This is a genomic window from Pseudomonas sp. Leaf15, assembly GCF_001421425.1.
GTDB lineage: Bacteria > Pseudomonadota > Gammaproteobacteria > Pseudomonadales > Pseudomonadaceae > Aquipseudomonas > Aquipseudomonas salomonii.
On the sequence record NZ_LMKI01000023.1, the window covers coordinates 408,342 to 423,210 of the forward strand.

Sequence of the window (14,869 nt, forward strand, 5' to 3'; positions counted from 1 at the left end):
TTTGTACTGTGCTTGTGCGCCTGGCCGCAGGATGTGGCCAATCGGAGCCGATGGCAGCGGGCCATCAGCCGACCCAATATGTAGGAGAGAACGATGATCAGTGCTGCAGTCGATACTCAGGGAGAGCGTTTTAGTCAGCCGGCAGGGGGACCGACTTCGTTGGCCGACCTGCCCAACACTGTGCGGCCGATCGTGAGTCAGAACCCTAATCGCAAGAAAGTCCTGTTTGTGACGTCCGAATTCGCCGACCTGGTGAAAACCGGCGGCCTGGGCGACGTCTCCGCCGCCCTGCCCCGTGCCATGGCGCACCTGCATGATGTGCGCGTGCTGATCCCCGGCTACCCGCAGGTGATGGAAAGCGACAACCCGATCCATATCATCGGCGAACTGGGCGGCCACGCGGCGCTGCCGCCGTGCAAGATCGGGCGCATGGACCTCAAGGATGGCCTGGTCATCTATGTGCTGATCTGCCCCGAGCTCTACGAGCGTGAAGGCACGCCCTACGGCGCCAACAACGGCCGCGACTGGCCGGACAACCATATTCGCTTCGCCCGCCTGGGTCTGGCCGCCGCCGACATGGCCGCCAACCTCGCACAAATCCACTGGTGCCCGGACCTGGTGCACGCCCATGACTGGCCCGCAGGCCTGGCGCCGGCTTATATGCACTGGCGTGGGTCGCGCACCCCCACGCTGTTCACCATTCATAACCTCGCCTACCAGGGTGTGGTCAGCCTGGCCTCTACCCCTGAGTTGGGCATTCCACCCCATGCCCTGCAACAGGAAGGCATGGAGTTCTACGGCAAGATGTCGTTCCTCAAGGCGGGCATGGCCTATTCCAGCCATATCACCACCGTGAGTGCGACCTACGCCCAGGAAATCACTACGCCGGAATTCGGCTGTGGCCTCGATGGCTTCCTCGCCAGCAAGACCCAGCAAGGCCTGCTCAGTGGGATCCCCAACGGCATCGATGAAAGCTGGGAAACCTCCACCGACACGCACCTGACTCATAACTTCAATATCGGCGATTGGGAAGGCAAGGCGGTGAATGCGGCCCATGTGCGCGAGCTGTTTGGCCTGCACGATTCCACCGGCCCGCTGTTCGCGGTGGTCTCGCGGCTGGTGTACCAGAAAGGCCTGGACCTGACCGAAGCGGTCAGTCGTTACATCGTTGAAAACGGCGGCCAGATCGCGATTATCGGCCGCGGCGAGCCGGAAGAAGAACACGCCATGCGCGAATTGGCCCTGCGCTTTCCGGGCCAGGTGGGTGTGCGCATCGGCTTCAATGAAACCGATGCACGGCGCATGTTCGCCGGCAGCGATTTCCTGCTCATGCCCTCGCGCTACGAGCCGTGTGGCCTGAGCCAAATGTACGCCCAGCGTTTCGGCTCGCTGCCGGTGGCGCGCAATACCGGCGGCTTGGCGGACACCATCGAAAATGGCGTCACCGGCTTCCTGTTCAATGAGTCCACCGTCGAGAGCTATGAAGAGGCGCTGAGCCGCGCGTTCAGGGTATTTGCCAATAAAGGCCTGCTTAACGCCATGCGCAGCCGCGCCATGACCCAGCCGTTCAACTGGAGCCAGGCGGTGGAACCCTACGCTGAACTGTATGAACAGCTGGTGGCCAAGGCCCTGGGGAAACCCACGAAGTAATTTTTAGTTGTTGTTTAAAAAAAGGGAGGTCTTCATAGATGCCGTCACGGACTCTGGAAACCTGGCCCCACGGCGCAATCATGCTGGACGCGCAACACACGCGTTTTGCCTTGTGGGCGCCAGACGCGTTTTATGTCAGCGTTGAATTGCAAGACGGCAAGTCCATCGCCATGCTGCCCCAGGCAGATGGCTGGTTCGAGGTAGAAACCAAGTGCCCGGCGGGCACTTGTTACCGCTACAACATCGATGGCGAACACGACGTGCCCGATCCCGCTTCCAGGGCTCAGGCGACTGACGTACACGGTTGGAGCATCGTCGTCGATCCCCTCGCCTATCAATGGCGACACAGCCAGTGGCAAGGTCGCCCTTGGCATCAGGCGGTTATCTACGAGCTGCATGTCGGCGCAATGGGCGGTTATGCCGCTGTTGAAAAACAGCTGCCCCGCCTGGCCGAGCTTGGCGTTACCGCCATTGAACTGATGCCGTTGGCGCAGTTTCCCGGCGAGCGCAATTGGGGCTACGACGGCGTACTGCCCTACGCCCCGCAAGCCTCCTATGGCTCCCCCGAACAACTCAAGGCCCTGATCGACAGTGCCCACGAACACGGTTTGGCGGTGATCCTGGATGTGGTCTACAACCACTTCGGCCCCGACGGCAATTACCTGGGCCAGTACGCCCAAGGCTTCTTTGAAGAAGATGTGCACACGCCCTGGGGCGCCGGCATTGATTTCGATCGCCGCGAGGTGCGCGACTTTTTCCTCGACAACGCGCTGATGTGGTTGCTCGAGTACCGCTTCGACGGCCTGCGCCTGGACGCGGTGCACGCCATCGACAACCCCGGTTTCCTCAAGGAACTCGCGCATCGGGTACGCCAGCAGGTGGACACCGGCCGGCACGTGTGGCTGGTACTGGAAAACGAACTCAACCAGGCCAGCCTGCTCACGCACGACTTTGATGCGCAGTGGAACGACGACTTCCACAACGTATTGCACGTGCTGCTCACGGGCGAAACGGATGCGTATTACAGTGACTTCGCGCAAGACCCCACCGAGAAACTTGCGCGCTGCCTGGGCGAAGGTTTTGTCTACCAAGGCCACACCACCCGCCACGGCCACACACGCGGCGAGCCCAGCGGGGACCTGCCACCCAGCGCCTTCGTGGCGTTTTTGCAAAACCACGACCAGGTCGGCAACCGTGCCTTGGGCGAGCGCCTGCACCAACTGTGCTCACCCCAGGCGCTGAAAGCCGCCACCACCTTACTGCTGATGTCACCGATGATTCCGTTGATGTTCATGGGCGATGAAGTCAACGCCGAGCAGCCGTTCCTGTTTTTCACCGATCACCACGGTGAGCTGGCCGAAGCCGTGCGCGAAGGCCGACGCAACGAATTCGCCGACTTCGCCGCGTTTAAAGACCCTGAACGGCGCGAACATATTCCCGACCCCAACGCGCTGCCGACCTTTCTACAGTCAGCACCCCGCTTCACCGAGAACGAACACGCGCAGCTATACCGCCAGCTGCTGAGCCTGCGCCATCGGCATATCGTGCCGCACTTGCCGGGCAGCGTGGCCCTGGGCGCGCAGGTACTGGCCGACGGCGCCGTCACCGCGCGCTGGCGCCTGGGCAATGGCAGCGTGTTGCAGATCGACCTGAACCTGGGCACCACGCCGCTGGATCACCCGGCGCCGCCACACCTGCTATTCGAGACGTCTGGCCATGAAGGCGCGCAACTGGCGCCATTGAGTGCACGCGTCGCCTTATCCCCTGTTGGAGATCACCCTTGAGCGAAGCGAACCTGGAAATACTCGCCAGCCGCGCGGGCCTGGCCGTCGATTGGATCGACGCAAACGGCCGCCCGCAACATGTCAAACCCGCCGCCTTGCGTGCCGTCCTCAAAGGCCTGGGCCACCCGGCCGATACCGACGCCGAGATCGATGCCAGCCTGCTCGAAATGGAACGGGTGCAACAAGACAAGCACCTGCCGCCGCTGATGACCGTGGACACCGGCGCGGGTCTGGACCTCGCGCGTTACTTCTCCCCGGACACACCCTGCCGCGTCAGCCTGGAACAGGGCGAAACCCTCGAATTGCGCCTGGATGGCAATGCCGAACTGCCCGGCGTGATAGCACTGGGTTATCACCAGGTGCATATTGAAGACCAAACTTTCACCCTGGCCGTGGCCCCGACCCATTGCTACAGCGTCGGTGAAGCGGTCGACAGCCAATCGGCCCGCGCCTGGGGCCTGAGTGCGCAGCTGTATGCACTGCGCCGTCTGGGTGACGGCGGTTTCGGTGACACGTTGGCCTTGGAGCACCTGGCCCGCAGCGCCGCCGAGCGCGGCGCGGACGCCTTGGCCATCAGCCCGATGCACGCCATGTTCAGCGCCGACACCGAGCGCTACAGCCCCTATTCACCCTCCAGCCGTTTGTTCCTCAACAGCCTGTATGCCTCGCCCGCCTGCATCCTTGGCGAGCGCGAAGTGCGCAACGCCATCGAGGCATTGGACCTCACCGATGAGCTGCACGAGCTGGAGCAGCTCAGCCTGATCGACTGGCCCACCGCCGCCCGCGCCAAGCAGCGTCTGTTGCGCGCCTTGTATGAAGATTTCCGCCACGGCCAGCACCCGCAACACGCCGATTTCCTGAGCTTTCGCCAGGCCGGCGGCGAAGCCCTGGAAAACCACTGTCGCTTCGAAGCCGTGCAGGCCCTGCGCGCCGCCGCGGGTGAAGACCTCGACTGGCGCCACTGGCCCGAAGCCTGGCGCTCGCCACAGAGCCCGGCGCTGGCGCAATTTGCCGCCGAGCATGCGGATGAAATCGGCTATTTCGCCTTCTGCCAGTGGCTGATCGCCCGCTGCCTGGAGCGCGCGCGACAAGCCGCGCGTGGCAGCGGCATGGGCATCGGCCTGATCGCAGACCTGGCCGTGGGCGCCGACGGCGGCGGCAGCCAGGCCTGGAGCCGGCAGGACGAGTTGCTGGCCAACCTTACCGTCGGCGCGCCGCCCGACATTCTCAACCGCGCGGGCCAAGGTTGGGGCATTTCGGCGTTTTCCCCCGAAGGCCTCAAGCGCAACGGTTTTCGCGCCTTTATCGAGATGCTGCGGGCCAACTTCGCCCACGCCGGCGGCCTGCGCATCGACCATGTGATGGGCCTGCAACGCCTGTGGGTCATTCCCATGGACGCTACGCCGCGCGACGGCGCCTACCTGTATTACCCGGTGGATGACCTGCTGCGCCTGCTGGCGCTGGAATCCCACCGCCACCAGGCCATCGTGCTCGGTGAAGACCTGGGTACGGTGCCCGATGGCCTGCGCGAAAAACTCAGCGGCCGCTCGATCCTGGGCATGCGCGTGTTGCTCTTTGAGCAAAACCACGAAGGCCACTTCACGCCGATCCTCGACTGGCCGGACAACGCGCTGGCCACCACCAGCACCCACGACTTGCCGACCCTCAACGGCTGGTGGCACAGCCGCGATATTGAATGGAATATCCAGCTGGGCCTGATCGATGCGCCCACCGTGGAGCAGTGGAGCGAACACCGCTTGCGCGAACGCCAGGCACTGCGCCAGGCCTTGAGCCAGGACCCGCAGAACTTCGTCGATGAAATCCGCAACGACACCGACCATATGATCGACGCCAGCGTGCGCTACCTGGGCCACACCCGCGCGCCGCTGGTGCTATTGCCGCTGGAAGACGCGCTGGGCATCGAGGAACAAGCCAACCTGCCCGGCACCACCGACACCCACCCCAATTGGCGCCGCCGCCTGCCGGGTGAGGCTGCCAGCCTGCTCGACAACAACGGCGCCGCCCGTCGTCTGGAGTTGCTGGCCGTGGCGCGCAACCAAGCCCATGAGCGTGACCGATGAATGCATTACCCCTGCGCGCGACCCAGCGCCTGCAATTTCATAAAGGTTTTACCCTGGATGATGCCGTGCCCCTGGTGCCCTACTTTGCCCAGCTCGGCATCAGCCACCTGTACGCCTCGCCGCTGCTCGCCGCCCGCGCCGGCTCCATGCACGGCTACGACGTGGTCGACCCGACCCGCGTCAACCCCGAGCTTGGCGGCGAGCCGGCCTTGCACAGGCTGGTTGCGGCGCTGCGCGCGCATGGGATGGGGCTGATCCTCGATATCGTCTCCAACCATATGGCCGTCGGCGGCGCGGACAACCCGTGGTGGCTGGACCTGTTGGAATGGGGCCGCATGAGCCCCTACAGTGAGTTTTTCGATATCCAGTGGCACTCGCCGGACCCGCTGCTCAAAGGCCAGTTGCTGATGCCGTTTCTGGGCAGCGACTACGGTGAAGCGCTGCAAAGCGGCGACCTGAAGCTCCAGTTCGATGCCGACCAAGGCGGGTTTTACGTCGAGCATTACGAGCACCGCTTCCCGATTTGCCCGCGTGACTACGCCATGATCCTGGGCAGCGATGAGCCGTTAAAGCCCCTGGCCGACCGTTTCAGCGCCCTTGCCTTCCAGGATGACGCCTACACCGAAGCCGGCTGGCTCAAACACGTGCTGGCCGAACGAGCCACTGAAGCCTCGGTGCTGCACGCCATCGAAAGCCGGCTGGCCGAATTCGACGGGCGCCAGCCGGATGGCTTCACTCACTTGCACGCCTTGCTGGAACAGCAGGTGTATCGGCTGGCCAGTTGGCGCACCGCAGCGGACGATATCAACTGGCGGCGCTTCTTCGACGTCAACGAACTGGGCGGCCTGCGCGTTGAACGCAGCGCCGTGTTCGAAGCCACCCATGGCAAGATTTTCGAGCTGATCAGCCAAGGTCTGGTGGACGGCTTGCGCATCGACCATATCGACGGGTTGGCCGACCCACGCGGGTATTGCCGCAAGTTGCGCCGGCGCGTGGACTCCCTTTCGCCCAACCGGCATTTGCCGATCTTCGTGGAAAAGATCCTCGGTGAAGGCGAAACCCTGCGCGAAGACTGGCAGGTAGACGGCACCACCGGCTATGAGTTCATGAACCAGCTGTCGCTGTTGCAACACGACCCGGCAGGCTTTGGGCCGTTGGCTGAGCTGTGGACGCGCCACAGCGAACGGCCCGCGGCCTTTATCGAAGAAGCCTGGCTGGCCCGCCAGCAGATTCTCAACGGCTCCCTGGCCGGCGACTTCGAGAGCGTGGCCCAGGCGCTGCTGCAAGTGGCCCGCGATGACGTGATGACCCGCGACCTGACCCTGGGCGCGATCCGCCGTGCCTTGCAGGAGTTGATCGTGCACTTCCCGGTGTACCGCACCTACATCAGCGCCCGTGGGCGCAGTGCGCACGATGATGTGTTTTTCCTGCAAGCCTTGGCCGGTGCCCGCAGCACCTTGGGCGAAGGCGACTGGCCAGTGCTCGACCACCTGGAAAAATGGCTGGGCGGCCAGCCGTGGCGCAATCGCCCGGTGGGCCGTGAGCGCAAGATGCTCAAGCATGCCTGCGTGCGCTTCCAGCAGCTCACGTCGCCGGCGGCCGCCAAAGCGGTGGAAGACACCGCCTTCTACCGCTCGGCAGTGCTGCTGTCGCGTAACGATGTGGGCTTCAGCACCGAACAGTTCAGTGCACCGCTGGCGGACTTTCATGCGGCCAATCAGCAGCGCCTGCAGACCTTCCCCGACAACCTGCTGGCCACCGCCACCCACGACCACAAGCGCGGCGAAGACACGCGGGCACGCCTGGCGGTACTGAGCGAATGCGCGCCGTGGTATGTCGAACAGGTCGAGCACTGGCGCCGCCTCGCCGCACCGTTGCGCGATGATGCACACAGCCCGTCGGCGGGCGATGAACTGATCCTTTATCAAGTGCTGCTCGGCAGTTGGCCGCTGGATACCAACCCGGACATGCAGCCTTACCAGCAACGCCTGTGGCAATGGCAGCAAAAAGCCCTGCGCGAAGCCAAGTTGCAAAGCAGTTGGAGCGCGCCCAACGAAGCTTATGAACAGGCGGTCGAAGCCTTCCTGTCACGCCTGTTGCTCAGCGATGCCGGCGCCACGTTACGCAATGCCATCGGCAGTGCCGCCCAGGCTATCGCCACGGCGGGTGCACTCAACGGCCTGGCGCAATCCTTGCTTCGTATCACCGTGCCGGGTGTACCGGACCTGTACCAGGGCGATGAGTTCTGGGACTTCAGCCTGGTAGACCCGGACAACCGCCGCCCGGTGGATTTCAACGCACGGCAACACGCGCTGGAGACCCCACCGAACGTCGGCGAGCTGTTGTCCCACTGGCGCGACGGGCGTATCAAACAGGCGCTGATTGCCCGGGTGCTGGCCGTGCGCAAGGCCAATGCCGAACTCTTCCAACGCGGCAGCTACACCCCGCTGGAAGTGCTGGGCAAACACGCCGATCACGTCGTCGCATTTTGCCGCGCGTATCAGGGCAAACACCTGCTGGTGGTGGTGCCACGCTGGCCCCATCGCTTGCTGGAAAACGGTGAACAGCCCCATATCAATGCGCAGGTTTGGGGCGATACGCGGGTGAAATTACCGTTCGCCACCACAACACAAAACTGGAAGGGACTTTTTCATACAGGCGCAGTCACACCAAACAAGGAGCTGTTGATCAGCGCTGCCCTGGGGGATTTCCCGGTCAATGTCTTTATCAATTCCGATGATCAAGAAAGCTGAAAATTTTCTGTGAGGAGTATTGCGATGAGTACTGAAGACAAACGCATACGCGAGTTGGCGCATCAGATCTGGGAGTCCGAAGGCAAGCCCCACGGTGAAGATGCACGCCACTGGGAGATGGCGCGCAAGTTGGCCGAAGCCGAAGCGCTGACCCCGAGCAAACCCAAGGCTGCGGCCAAGCCCAAGACCGCACCCAAGCCTGCGCCAAAAGCCAAGCCGCCGGCCCCGGCAGCCAGCAAGCCCGCACCGCCGGCGGCCAAGAAGCCTGCGGCGCCGAAAAAGCCCAAACCTTAACAGCCCACGCGCCGCCTGCCGACACGCTCGGCAGGCGGCCCTTTTTACTTTTCAGTGCGTCAGCTGAGCAACCGTCGGCACGGTAGCGCTCGGCCCGAAAAAAGACCCTTGCAGGAGCAATTTAATGAGCAAACCCGATAACAACTCAGCCACGTCGGAAAACGAGCCGTCGCGGATTCGTGAAGGTTTGCCCTTCCCTCTAGGCGCCACCTGGGATGGCCTGGGCGTCAACTTTGCGCTGTTCTCAGCCAATGCCACCAAGGTCGAGCTGTGCCTGTTCGATGACACCGGCGAGGTCGAGCTTGAACGTATCGAACTGCCCGAATACACCGACGAAACCTTCCACGGTTACCTGCCCGACGCCCACCCAGGGCTGATTTACGGCTACCGCGTGTACGGTGCGTATGACCCGGCCAATGGTCACCGCTTCAACCACAACAAATTGCTGATCGACCCCTATGCCAAACAGCTGGTGGGTGAACTCAAATGGTCCGAGGCGCTGTTTGGCTACACCATCGGCCACCCGGACGACGACCTCAGTTTCGACGAACGCGACAGCGCGCCTTTCGTGCCCAAGTGCAAGGTCATCGACCCCGCACACACCTGGGGCAACGACCAGCCGGTGCGGGTGCCGTGGGACCGCACGATCATCTACGAAACCCACCTGCGTGGCATCAGCATGCGTCACCCGTCGGTGGGCGAGTCGGTGCGCGGCACCTGTGCCGGGCTGATGGAAGATGACGTGCTCAAGCATATTCGCCAGCTCGGCGTGTCATCCGTTGAGCTGCTGCCGGTGCACGCCTTCGTCAACGACCAGCACCTGTTGCAAAAAGGCATGACCAACTATTGGGGCTACAACAGCATCGCCTTTTTTGCGCCCGACCCGCGCTACCTGGCCAGCGGCAAGATCGCCGAGTTCAAGGAGATGGTCGCGCACCTGCATGAACAGAAGCTCGAAGTGATCCTCGACGTGGTCTATAACCACACCGCCGAGGGCAACGAGCGCGGCCCTACCCTGTCGATGCGCGGCATCGACAACGCTTCGTACTATCGGCTGATGCCCGACGACAAGCGCTTCTACATCAACGATTCCGGCACCGGCAATACCCTGGACCTGAGCCACCCTTGCGTGCTGCAAATGGTCACCGACTCCCTGCGTTACTGGGCCACCGAGATGCACGTGGACGGTTTCCGCTTTGACCTGGCGACCATTCTGGGGCGCTACCGCGACGGTTTCGACGAGCGCCACAGCTTCCTCGTGGCCTGCCGCCAGGACCCGGTGCTGCGCCAGCTGAAAATGATCGCCGAGCCCTGGGACTGCGGCCCCGGCGGCTATCAAGTGGGCAACTTCCCACCAGGCTGGGTGGAATGGAACGACCGCTTCCGTGACACCGTGCGTGCGTTCTGGAAAGGCGATGACGGCCAGTTGGCGGACTTTGCCGGGCGTATGACCGCCTCGGGCGAGATGTTCAACCATCGGGGGCGCAGACCCTACAGCTCGGTGAACTTTATCACCGCACACGATGGTTTCACCCTGCACGACCTGGTGTCGTACAACGACAAGCATAACGAGGCCAACGACGAGAACAACCAGGACGGCAGCAACAACAACCTGTCCTGGAACCATGGCGTCGAAGGCCCCACCGAAGACCCGGAAATCAACGCCCTGCGCCTGCGCCAGATGCGCAATTTCTTCGCCACGCTGCTGCTGGCCCAAGGCACGCCGATGATCGTGGCCGGTGACGAGTTCGCGCGCACCCAGCACGGCAACAACAATGCCTATTGTCAGGACAGCGAGATCGGCTGGGTCAACTGGGACCTAGACGACGACGGCAAGGCACTGCTCAAGTTCGTCAAACGCTTGATCAAGTTGCGCCTGGCCTACCCGATCCTGCGCCGTGGGCGCTTCCTGGTGGGCGACTACAACGAAGATCTCGGCGTAAAAGACGTCACCTGGCTGGCGCCGGATGGCAACGAGATGAGCACCGAACAGTGGGAAGACAGCCATGGCCGCTGCCTGGGCATGCTGATGGACGGCCGCGCCCAGGAAACCGGGATTCGTCGCCCAGGCGGTGACGCGACCCTGTTGCTGGTGGTCAACGCCCACCACGACATGGTGAATTTCCGCCTGCCGCCGGTGCCGCAGGGGGAATTCTGGACCTGTATGCTCGACACCAATGCCCCGGCAGTGCGCGGGCAGGAGCGTTTTGATTTCGAGCACGAATACGCGGTGACGGGCCGCTCCCTGCTACTGTTCGAACTGCAACGAGACGATGAGGTGTGACATGGCCCTGCATGGATTCCTTCAAGGCAACCGCAGCTACGCCGATACTCAGGCGCTGGGCGTTGCACTGAAGGCGCTTCAGGAAGAAGGCCTGGACCAACTGCCATTGCCCGGCAGCGGCCAGACGCTCGAGCGCTTCAGCCGGCTGGCACAGGTGGCAGGTCATGACCTGCGCCTGTGCAAGCTGTTCGAAGGCCACACTGATGCCCTGGCGATCATCGCCGAGCTCGACAGCCCCTTGCCGCCCCTGGGCAGCGTTTGGGGCATGTGGGCCGCCGAACCGCCGACGGCCAAGGTGCGTGTGCGCCGTGACGGCCAGCGCCTGATCGTCGATGGGCGCAAAGCCTGGTGCTCCGGCGCAGCGGTGGTCAGCCATGGCTTGCTGACGGCCTGGGACGAAGACGACCGCCAGCAATTGGTCGCGGTCGAGATGGCTCAGCCCGGCGTCACCGTCACCCACGAAGGCTGGAAAGCCGTGGGCATGGCGGCCACCGGCAGTGTCGAAATCCTCTTCGATGAGGCCCGCGGCATTGCGGTCGGCGAGCCGGGCGACTACCTGTCACGGCCGGGCTTCTGGCACGGCGGCGTCGGTATCGCCGCCTGCTGGTATGGCGGTGCTCAACGCCTGGCCGAAGTGCTGCGCGCACATTGCAGCCAACGCTCTGAACCCCATGCGCTGGCGCATTTGGGCGCGGTCGACAGCGTGCTCAACAGCGCCGCCTGTGTACTGCGCGACGCCGCTGAGCAGATCGACCGCGACCCTCGCGCCGATTCTCAGCAGTTGGCCCAACAGGCACGGGCGTGCATCGAGGATACGGTCGAACAGGTCATGCAACATGTCGGTCGCGCGGTGGGTGCCGGGCCTTATTGCAAAGATCCGCACTTCGCCCAGTTGATGGCGGACTTACCCGTGTATGTACGCCAAAGCCACGCCGAGCGCGACCTGGCGGCGTTGGGAAAGCTGGTGGCGGACGACCCCACAGGGAGGTGGCTGTTATGAAACCCAACCCCATCGTTGGCCAGGGCACGCCACTGCACCAGTGGCAAGCTTCCTCCCTGATGGCCCAGTTGCCGCAGATCAGTGTCGAGCAGTTGGTGCCGGCGGGGCACCGCGCCGTCATCATTGCTCCGCACCCGGATGACGAAGTGCTGGGCTGTGGCGGCCTGTTGCAAGGCCTGGCCCTGCTGGGCCGGCAGATCCAGCTGATTTCCGTCACCGATGGCAGCGCCAGTCACCCAGGTTCCAGGCGCTGGCCGGTCCAGCGTTTGAGCGTGGTGCGCCCGCAGGAATCGGCCCAGGCTCTGCACCGTCTCGGCCTGCCATTGCACAGTTTGCAGTGGCTGCGCGCAGGCTTTGCCGACAGCCAGGTCGCGGCCCGTGAAGATGAGTTGAGCGCATTCATAGAGCGTTATCTCAAGCCCACCGACGTGGTGTTCACCACCTGGCGCGAAGACGGCCATTGCGACCATGAAGCCGTTGGCCGCGCCAGCGCCAAGGCGGCGCAGGCGGTCGGCGCCACCCTTTACGAGCTGCCCGTGTGGACCTGGCATTGGGCAACGCCCGAAGACAGCCAGGTGCCGTGGCACCGTGCGCGCAAGATCGCCCTGACACCTGAAGCGGTGGCGCGTAAACGTCACGCCATTCATGCCTTTGCCAGCCAGTTGGAAGGCGACCCGCAGGTGGGCCTGGCACCGGTGCTGGCACCCTATGTGGTGGAGCGTTTGCTGCAACCTTTTGAAGTGGTGTTTGTATGAGTGTGGCCACGCCGTATTTTGATCAGTTGTTCGCCGGCAATGACGACCCATGGGCCTTTCGCCAGCGCTGGTACGAACAGCGCAAGCGCGCGTTGACCCTGGCGGTGCTGACCCGCCCTCATTACACGTCGATCTTTGAACCCGGTTGCGCCAACGGTGAGCTGAGTGCCGAGTTGGCAGCGCGCTGCGACCGCCTGGTGTGTTGCGACACGGCCGCCGCGGCCGTGGCGCTGGCGCAAACCCGCTTGATGGCGTTTCCCCATGCCCAAATCCGGCAAAGCCGTTTACCTCAGGAATGGCCGCCCGGCCAATTCGAACTGATCGTGTTGAGCGAGCTGTGCTACTACCTCGACACCCAAGACTTACAGCGCCTGATCGACTGCGCGCTCAACGCACTGACCGACAATGGCCAACTGCTTGCCTGCCACTGGCGCCCCCGCATCGACGGCTGCCCGCAAACGGCTGAACAGGTGCACGAAATGCTCGCGCAACGCCTGGGCATGGCCCACCTCGTCCAGCATCACGACAGTGACTTTCTACTCGACCTGTGGAGCCGTGACGGCACTTCGGTCGCCACCCATGAGGGCTTGCGATGATCGGCATTCTGATCCCGGTGCATAACGAAGAAGCGCTGTTGGGCGACTGCCTCAAAGCCGCAATGATTGCCGCCAGCCACCCGGGCTTGCTCGGCGAACCGGTGCAGATCCTGGCCGTGCTCGACAGCTGCAGCGATGGCAGCGCGGCGATTGCCCAGGCGTATCCGGTGCAGTGTTTACACGTGCAGGCACGTAACGTCGGGCAGGTGCGCGGAGTGGGTGCGCGGCACTTGTTGAACCAGGGTGCGCGCTGGATTTCGTGCACCGACGCCGACAGCCGTGTCGCCCCCGACTGGTTGGTGGCGCAACTGGCCTTGGGCGCCGATGCCGTGTGCGGCACGGTAACGGTGGATGCCTGGAGCGAAGGCTTCGACGCCGCCGCGCAGATCCGCTACACCCAAGCCTACGAGGCCCGCGACGGCCATCGGCATATTCACGGTGCCAACCTGGGCGTAAGCGCCGCTGCCTATGTGCAATCCGGTGGTTTCGAGCCGCTGGCCTGCCACGAGGATGTGCAACTGGTGCGCAACCTGGAACGCTGCGGCGCTTCAATCGCCTGGAGCCACACGCCCCAGGTGATTACCAGCGCGCGCCTGGACTGCCGTGCACAGGGCGGTTTTGGTGATTACCTGAAGAGCCTGATGCAGGCCACTTGAAAATTTAGGCCGTGCAAGATGTAAAAACGCCGAATCCTTGACTATGCTGAAATCGCCTTGCTGGTCATCCAGGGTTGGATGGCCGCAGTTCATCGCAGCGGAGCCTGTGCTGAGTACAAGAGCGTCGTCCCGTCAACGGGGTACGACCCGGCATCATTCGACAAGGACGTGACACCCATGAAATCTGCCTCATTGAGCGAGGGCCGTCGCGGCCCTGCGCAAATCTGGAACAGTGCGCCGCAGTTGGCGCACATCCCCTTTATCAAGCCCTCCTCCCTGGTGCCACGCGGCGCGCGCGTGGTGGTCATCGCGCCTCACCCCGGCGACGAGGTGTTAGCCTGTGGCGGTTTATTACAACTGCTCAGCACCCTCAACCACCCGCTGCAGTTGATCTCGATCACCGATGGCAGCGCCAGTCACCCAGGCTCGAATGCCTGGCCGGCAAGCCGCCTGAGTGTGATCCGGCCGCAGGAAAGCGCCGAGGCACTGCGGCGCCTGGGCATGCCACTGCACAGCCTGAAGTGGATTCGCGGCGGGTTTTGTGACAACGCCCTCGCCGCCCGCGAACAACCCATGAGCCAGTTCATTGCGCGCTACCTGCAACCGGGCGACGTGGTGTTTACCACCTGGCGCCACGACGGCAACGACGACCATGACGCCGTCGGCCGCGCCAGCGCCAAAGCCTGCATGCTCACCGGCGCGCGCCTGTATGAGCTGCCGGTATGGGCCTGGCACTGGCCGCTGCGCGAAGGCTCGGTGATCCCCTGGCAACGCGCGCGCAAAGTGCGCCTGGACAGCTGGAGCGTCGCGCGCAAACTTCACGCCGCCCACGCGTATGCCAGCCAATTGGTCGGCGACCCGGAGATCGGCCTGGCGCCGATGCTTGCCCAGGAATTGCTGGAGCGCATGCGTGAGCCCTATGAGATCGTGTTTGCCTAGGGCAGCGCTCGTCTGTACCTGTTAATTCTCACAGTAGCGGCCGGCGCAATGTGCGACTAGGGTGCAAAAAGTCCTGC

11 protein-coding genes are annotated in these 14,869 nt (G+C 63.5%); all 11 read left to right on the forward strand.

Annotated features, from left to right (window positions below; all coding sequences use genetic code 11):
• Positions 1-93 precede the first annotated feature (93 nt).
• The 11 genes from glgA (at position 94) to ASE80_RS18185 (ending at position 14,792) form a co-directional block, all read left to right on the forward strand.
• On the forward strand, positions 94-1,650 hold the full coding sequence (gene glgA / locus ASE80_RS18135; protein WP_081321457.1) for a glycogen synthase GlgA: 1,557 nt from the start codon (positions 94-96) through the stop codon (positions 1,648-1,650).
• Positions 1,651-1,688: 38 nt separating this feature from the next.
• Positions 1,689-3,434 (forward strand): malto-oligosyltrehalose trehalohydrolase, encoded by a 1,746-nt coding sequence (treZ, locus tag ASE80_RS18140; protein WP_056860148.1) that lies wholly within the window; start codon positions 1,689-1,691, stop codon positions 3,432-3,434.
• On the forward strand, positions 3,431-5,515 hold the full coding sequence (gene malQ, locus ASE80_RS18145; protein WP_056860149.1) for a 4-alpha-glucanotransferase: 2,085 nt from the start codon (positions 3,431-3,433) through the stop codon (positions 5,513-5,515). The genes treZ and malQ overlap by 4 nt, the downstream gene beginning before the upstream one ends.
• Entirely contained in the window at positions 5,512-8,268 is a 2,757-nt protein-coding gene (locus ASE80_RS18150; protein WP_056860150.1) for a malto-oligosyltrehalose synthase, read from the forward strand. The genes malQ and ASE80_RS18150 overlap by 4 nt, the downstream gene beginning before the upstream one ends.
• 24 nt (positions 8,269-8,292) lie before the next feature.
• Entirely contained in the window at positions 8,293-8,562 is a 270-nt protein-coding gene (locus ASE80_RS18155) for a DUF2934 domain-containing protein (protein WP_017138916.1), read from the forward strand.
• A gap of 124 nt (positions 8,563-8,686) precedes the next feature.
• The gene (gene glgX / locus ASE80_RS18160) at positions 8,687-10,846 is read left to right on the forward strand and encodes a glycogen debranching protein GlgX (protein WP_056860151.1); all 2,160 of its coding nucleotides are present in this window, start codon (positions 8,687-8,689) and stop codon (positions 10,844-10,846) included.
• A 1-nt stretch (position 10,847) separates the two neighbouring features.
• A complete protein-coding gene (locus ASE80_RS18165; RefSeq protein WP_056860152.1) occupies positions 10,848-11,846 on the forward strand; it encodes an acyl-CoA dehydrogenase family protein in 999 nt (332 codons plus the stop codon).
• Positions 11,843-12,601 carry a PIG-L deacetylase family protein gene (locus ASE80_RS18170; protein ID WP_056860153.1) on the forward strand — a complete coding sequence of 253 codons (759 nt, stop codon included), beginning with the start codon at positions 11,843-11,845 and terminating at the stop codon, positions 12,599-12,601. Before ASE80_RS18165 ends, ASE80_RS18170 begins: the two co-directional genes overlap by 4 nt.
• Positions 12,598-13,197 carry an SAM-dependent methyltransferase gene (locus tag ASE80_RS18175; RefSeq protein WP_056860154.1) on the forward strand — a complete coding sequence of 200 codons (600 nt, stop codon included), beginning with the start codon at positions 12,598-12,600 and terminating at the stop codon, positions 13,195-13,197. The genes ASE80_RS18170 and ASE80_RS18175 overlap by 4 nt, the downstream gene beginning before the upstream one ends.
• Positions 13,194-13,853 (forward strand): glycosyltransferase, encoded by a 660-nt coding sequence (locus tag ASE80_RS18180; RefSeq protein ID WP_056860155.1) that lies wholly within the window; start codon positions 13,194-13,196, stop codon positions 13,851-13,853. Before ASE80_RS18175 ends, ASE80_RS18180 begins: the two co-directional genes overlap by 4 nt.
• Before the next feature lie 177 nt (positions 13,854-14,030).
• The gene (locus ASE80_RS18185; protein WP_056860156.1) at positions 14,031-14,792 is read left to right on the forward strand and encodes a PIG-L deacetylase family protein; all 762 of its coding nucleotides are present in this window, start codon (positions 14,031-14,033) and stop codon (positions 14,790-14,792) included.
• Positions 14,793-14,869: the final 77 nt, after the last annotated feature.

Excerpts from the sequence above, each read along its gene's own strand:
- glgA (WP_081321457.1), top strand. The coding sequence starts at position 94 with ATGATCAGTGCTGCAGTCGATACTCAGGGAGAGCGTTTTAGTCAGCCG.
- treZ (WP_056860148.1), top strand. The coding sequence starts at position 1,689 with ATGCCGTCACGGACTCTGGAAACCTGGCCCCACGGCGCAATCATGCTG.
- ASE80_RS18150 (WP_056860150.1), top strand. The coding sequence starts at position 5,512 with ATGAATGCATTACCCCTGCGCGCGACCCAGCGCCTGCAATTTCATAAA.
- ASE80_RS18155 (WP_017138916.1), top strand. The coding sequence starts at position 8,293 with ATGAGTACTGAAGACAAACGCATACGCGAGTTGGCGCATCAGATCTGG.
- glgX (WP_056860151.1), top strand. The coding sequence starts at position 8,687 with ATGAGCAAACCCGATAACAACTCAGCCACGTCGGAAAACGAGCCGTCG.
- ASE80_RS18165 (WP_056860152.1), top strand. The coding sequence starts at position 10,848 with ATGGCCCTGCATGGATTCCTTCAAGGCAACCGCAGCTACGCCGATACT.
- ASE80_RS18170 (WP_056860153.1), top strand. The coding sequence starts at position 11,843 with ATGAAACCCAACCCCATCGTTGGCCAGGGCACGCCACTGCACCAGTGG.
- ASE80_RS18175 (WP_056860154.1), top strand. The coding sequence starts at position 12,598 with ATGAGTGTGGCCACGCCGTATTTTGATCAGTTGTTCGCCGGCAATGAC.
- ASE80_RS18180 (WP_056860155.1), top strand. The coding sequence starts at position 13,194 with ATGATCGGCATTCTGATCCCGGTGCATAACGAAGAAGCGCTGTTGGGC.
- ASE80_RS18185 (WP_056860156.1), top strand. The coding sequence starts at position 14,031 with ATGAAATCTGCCTCATTGAGCGAGGGCCGTCGCGGCCCTGCGCAAATC.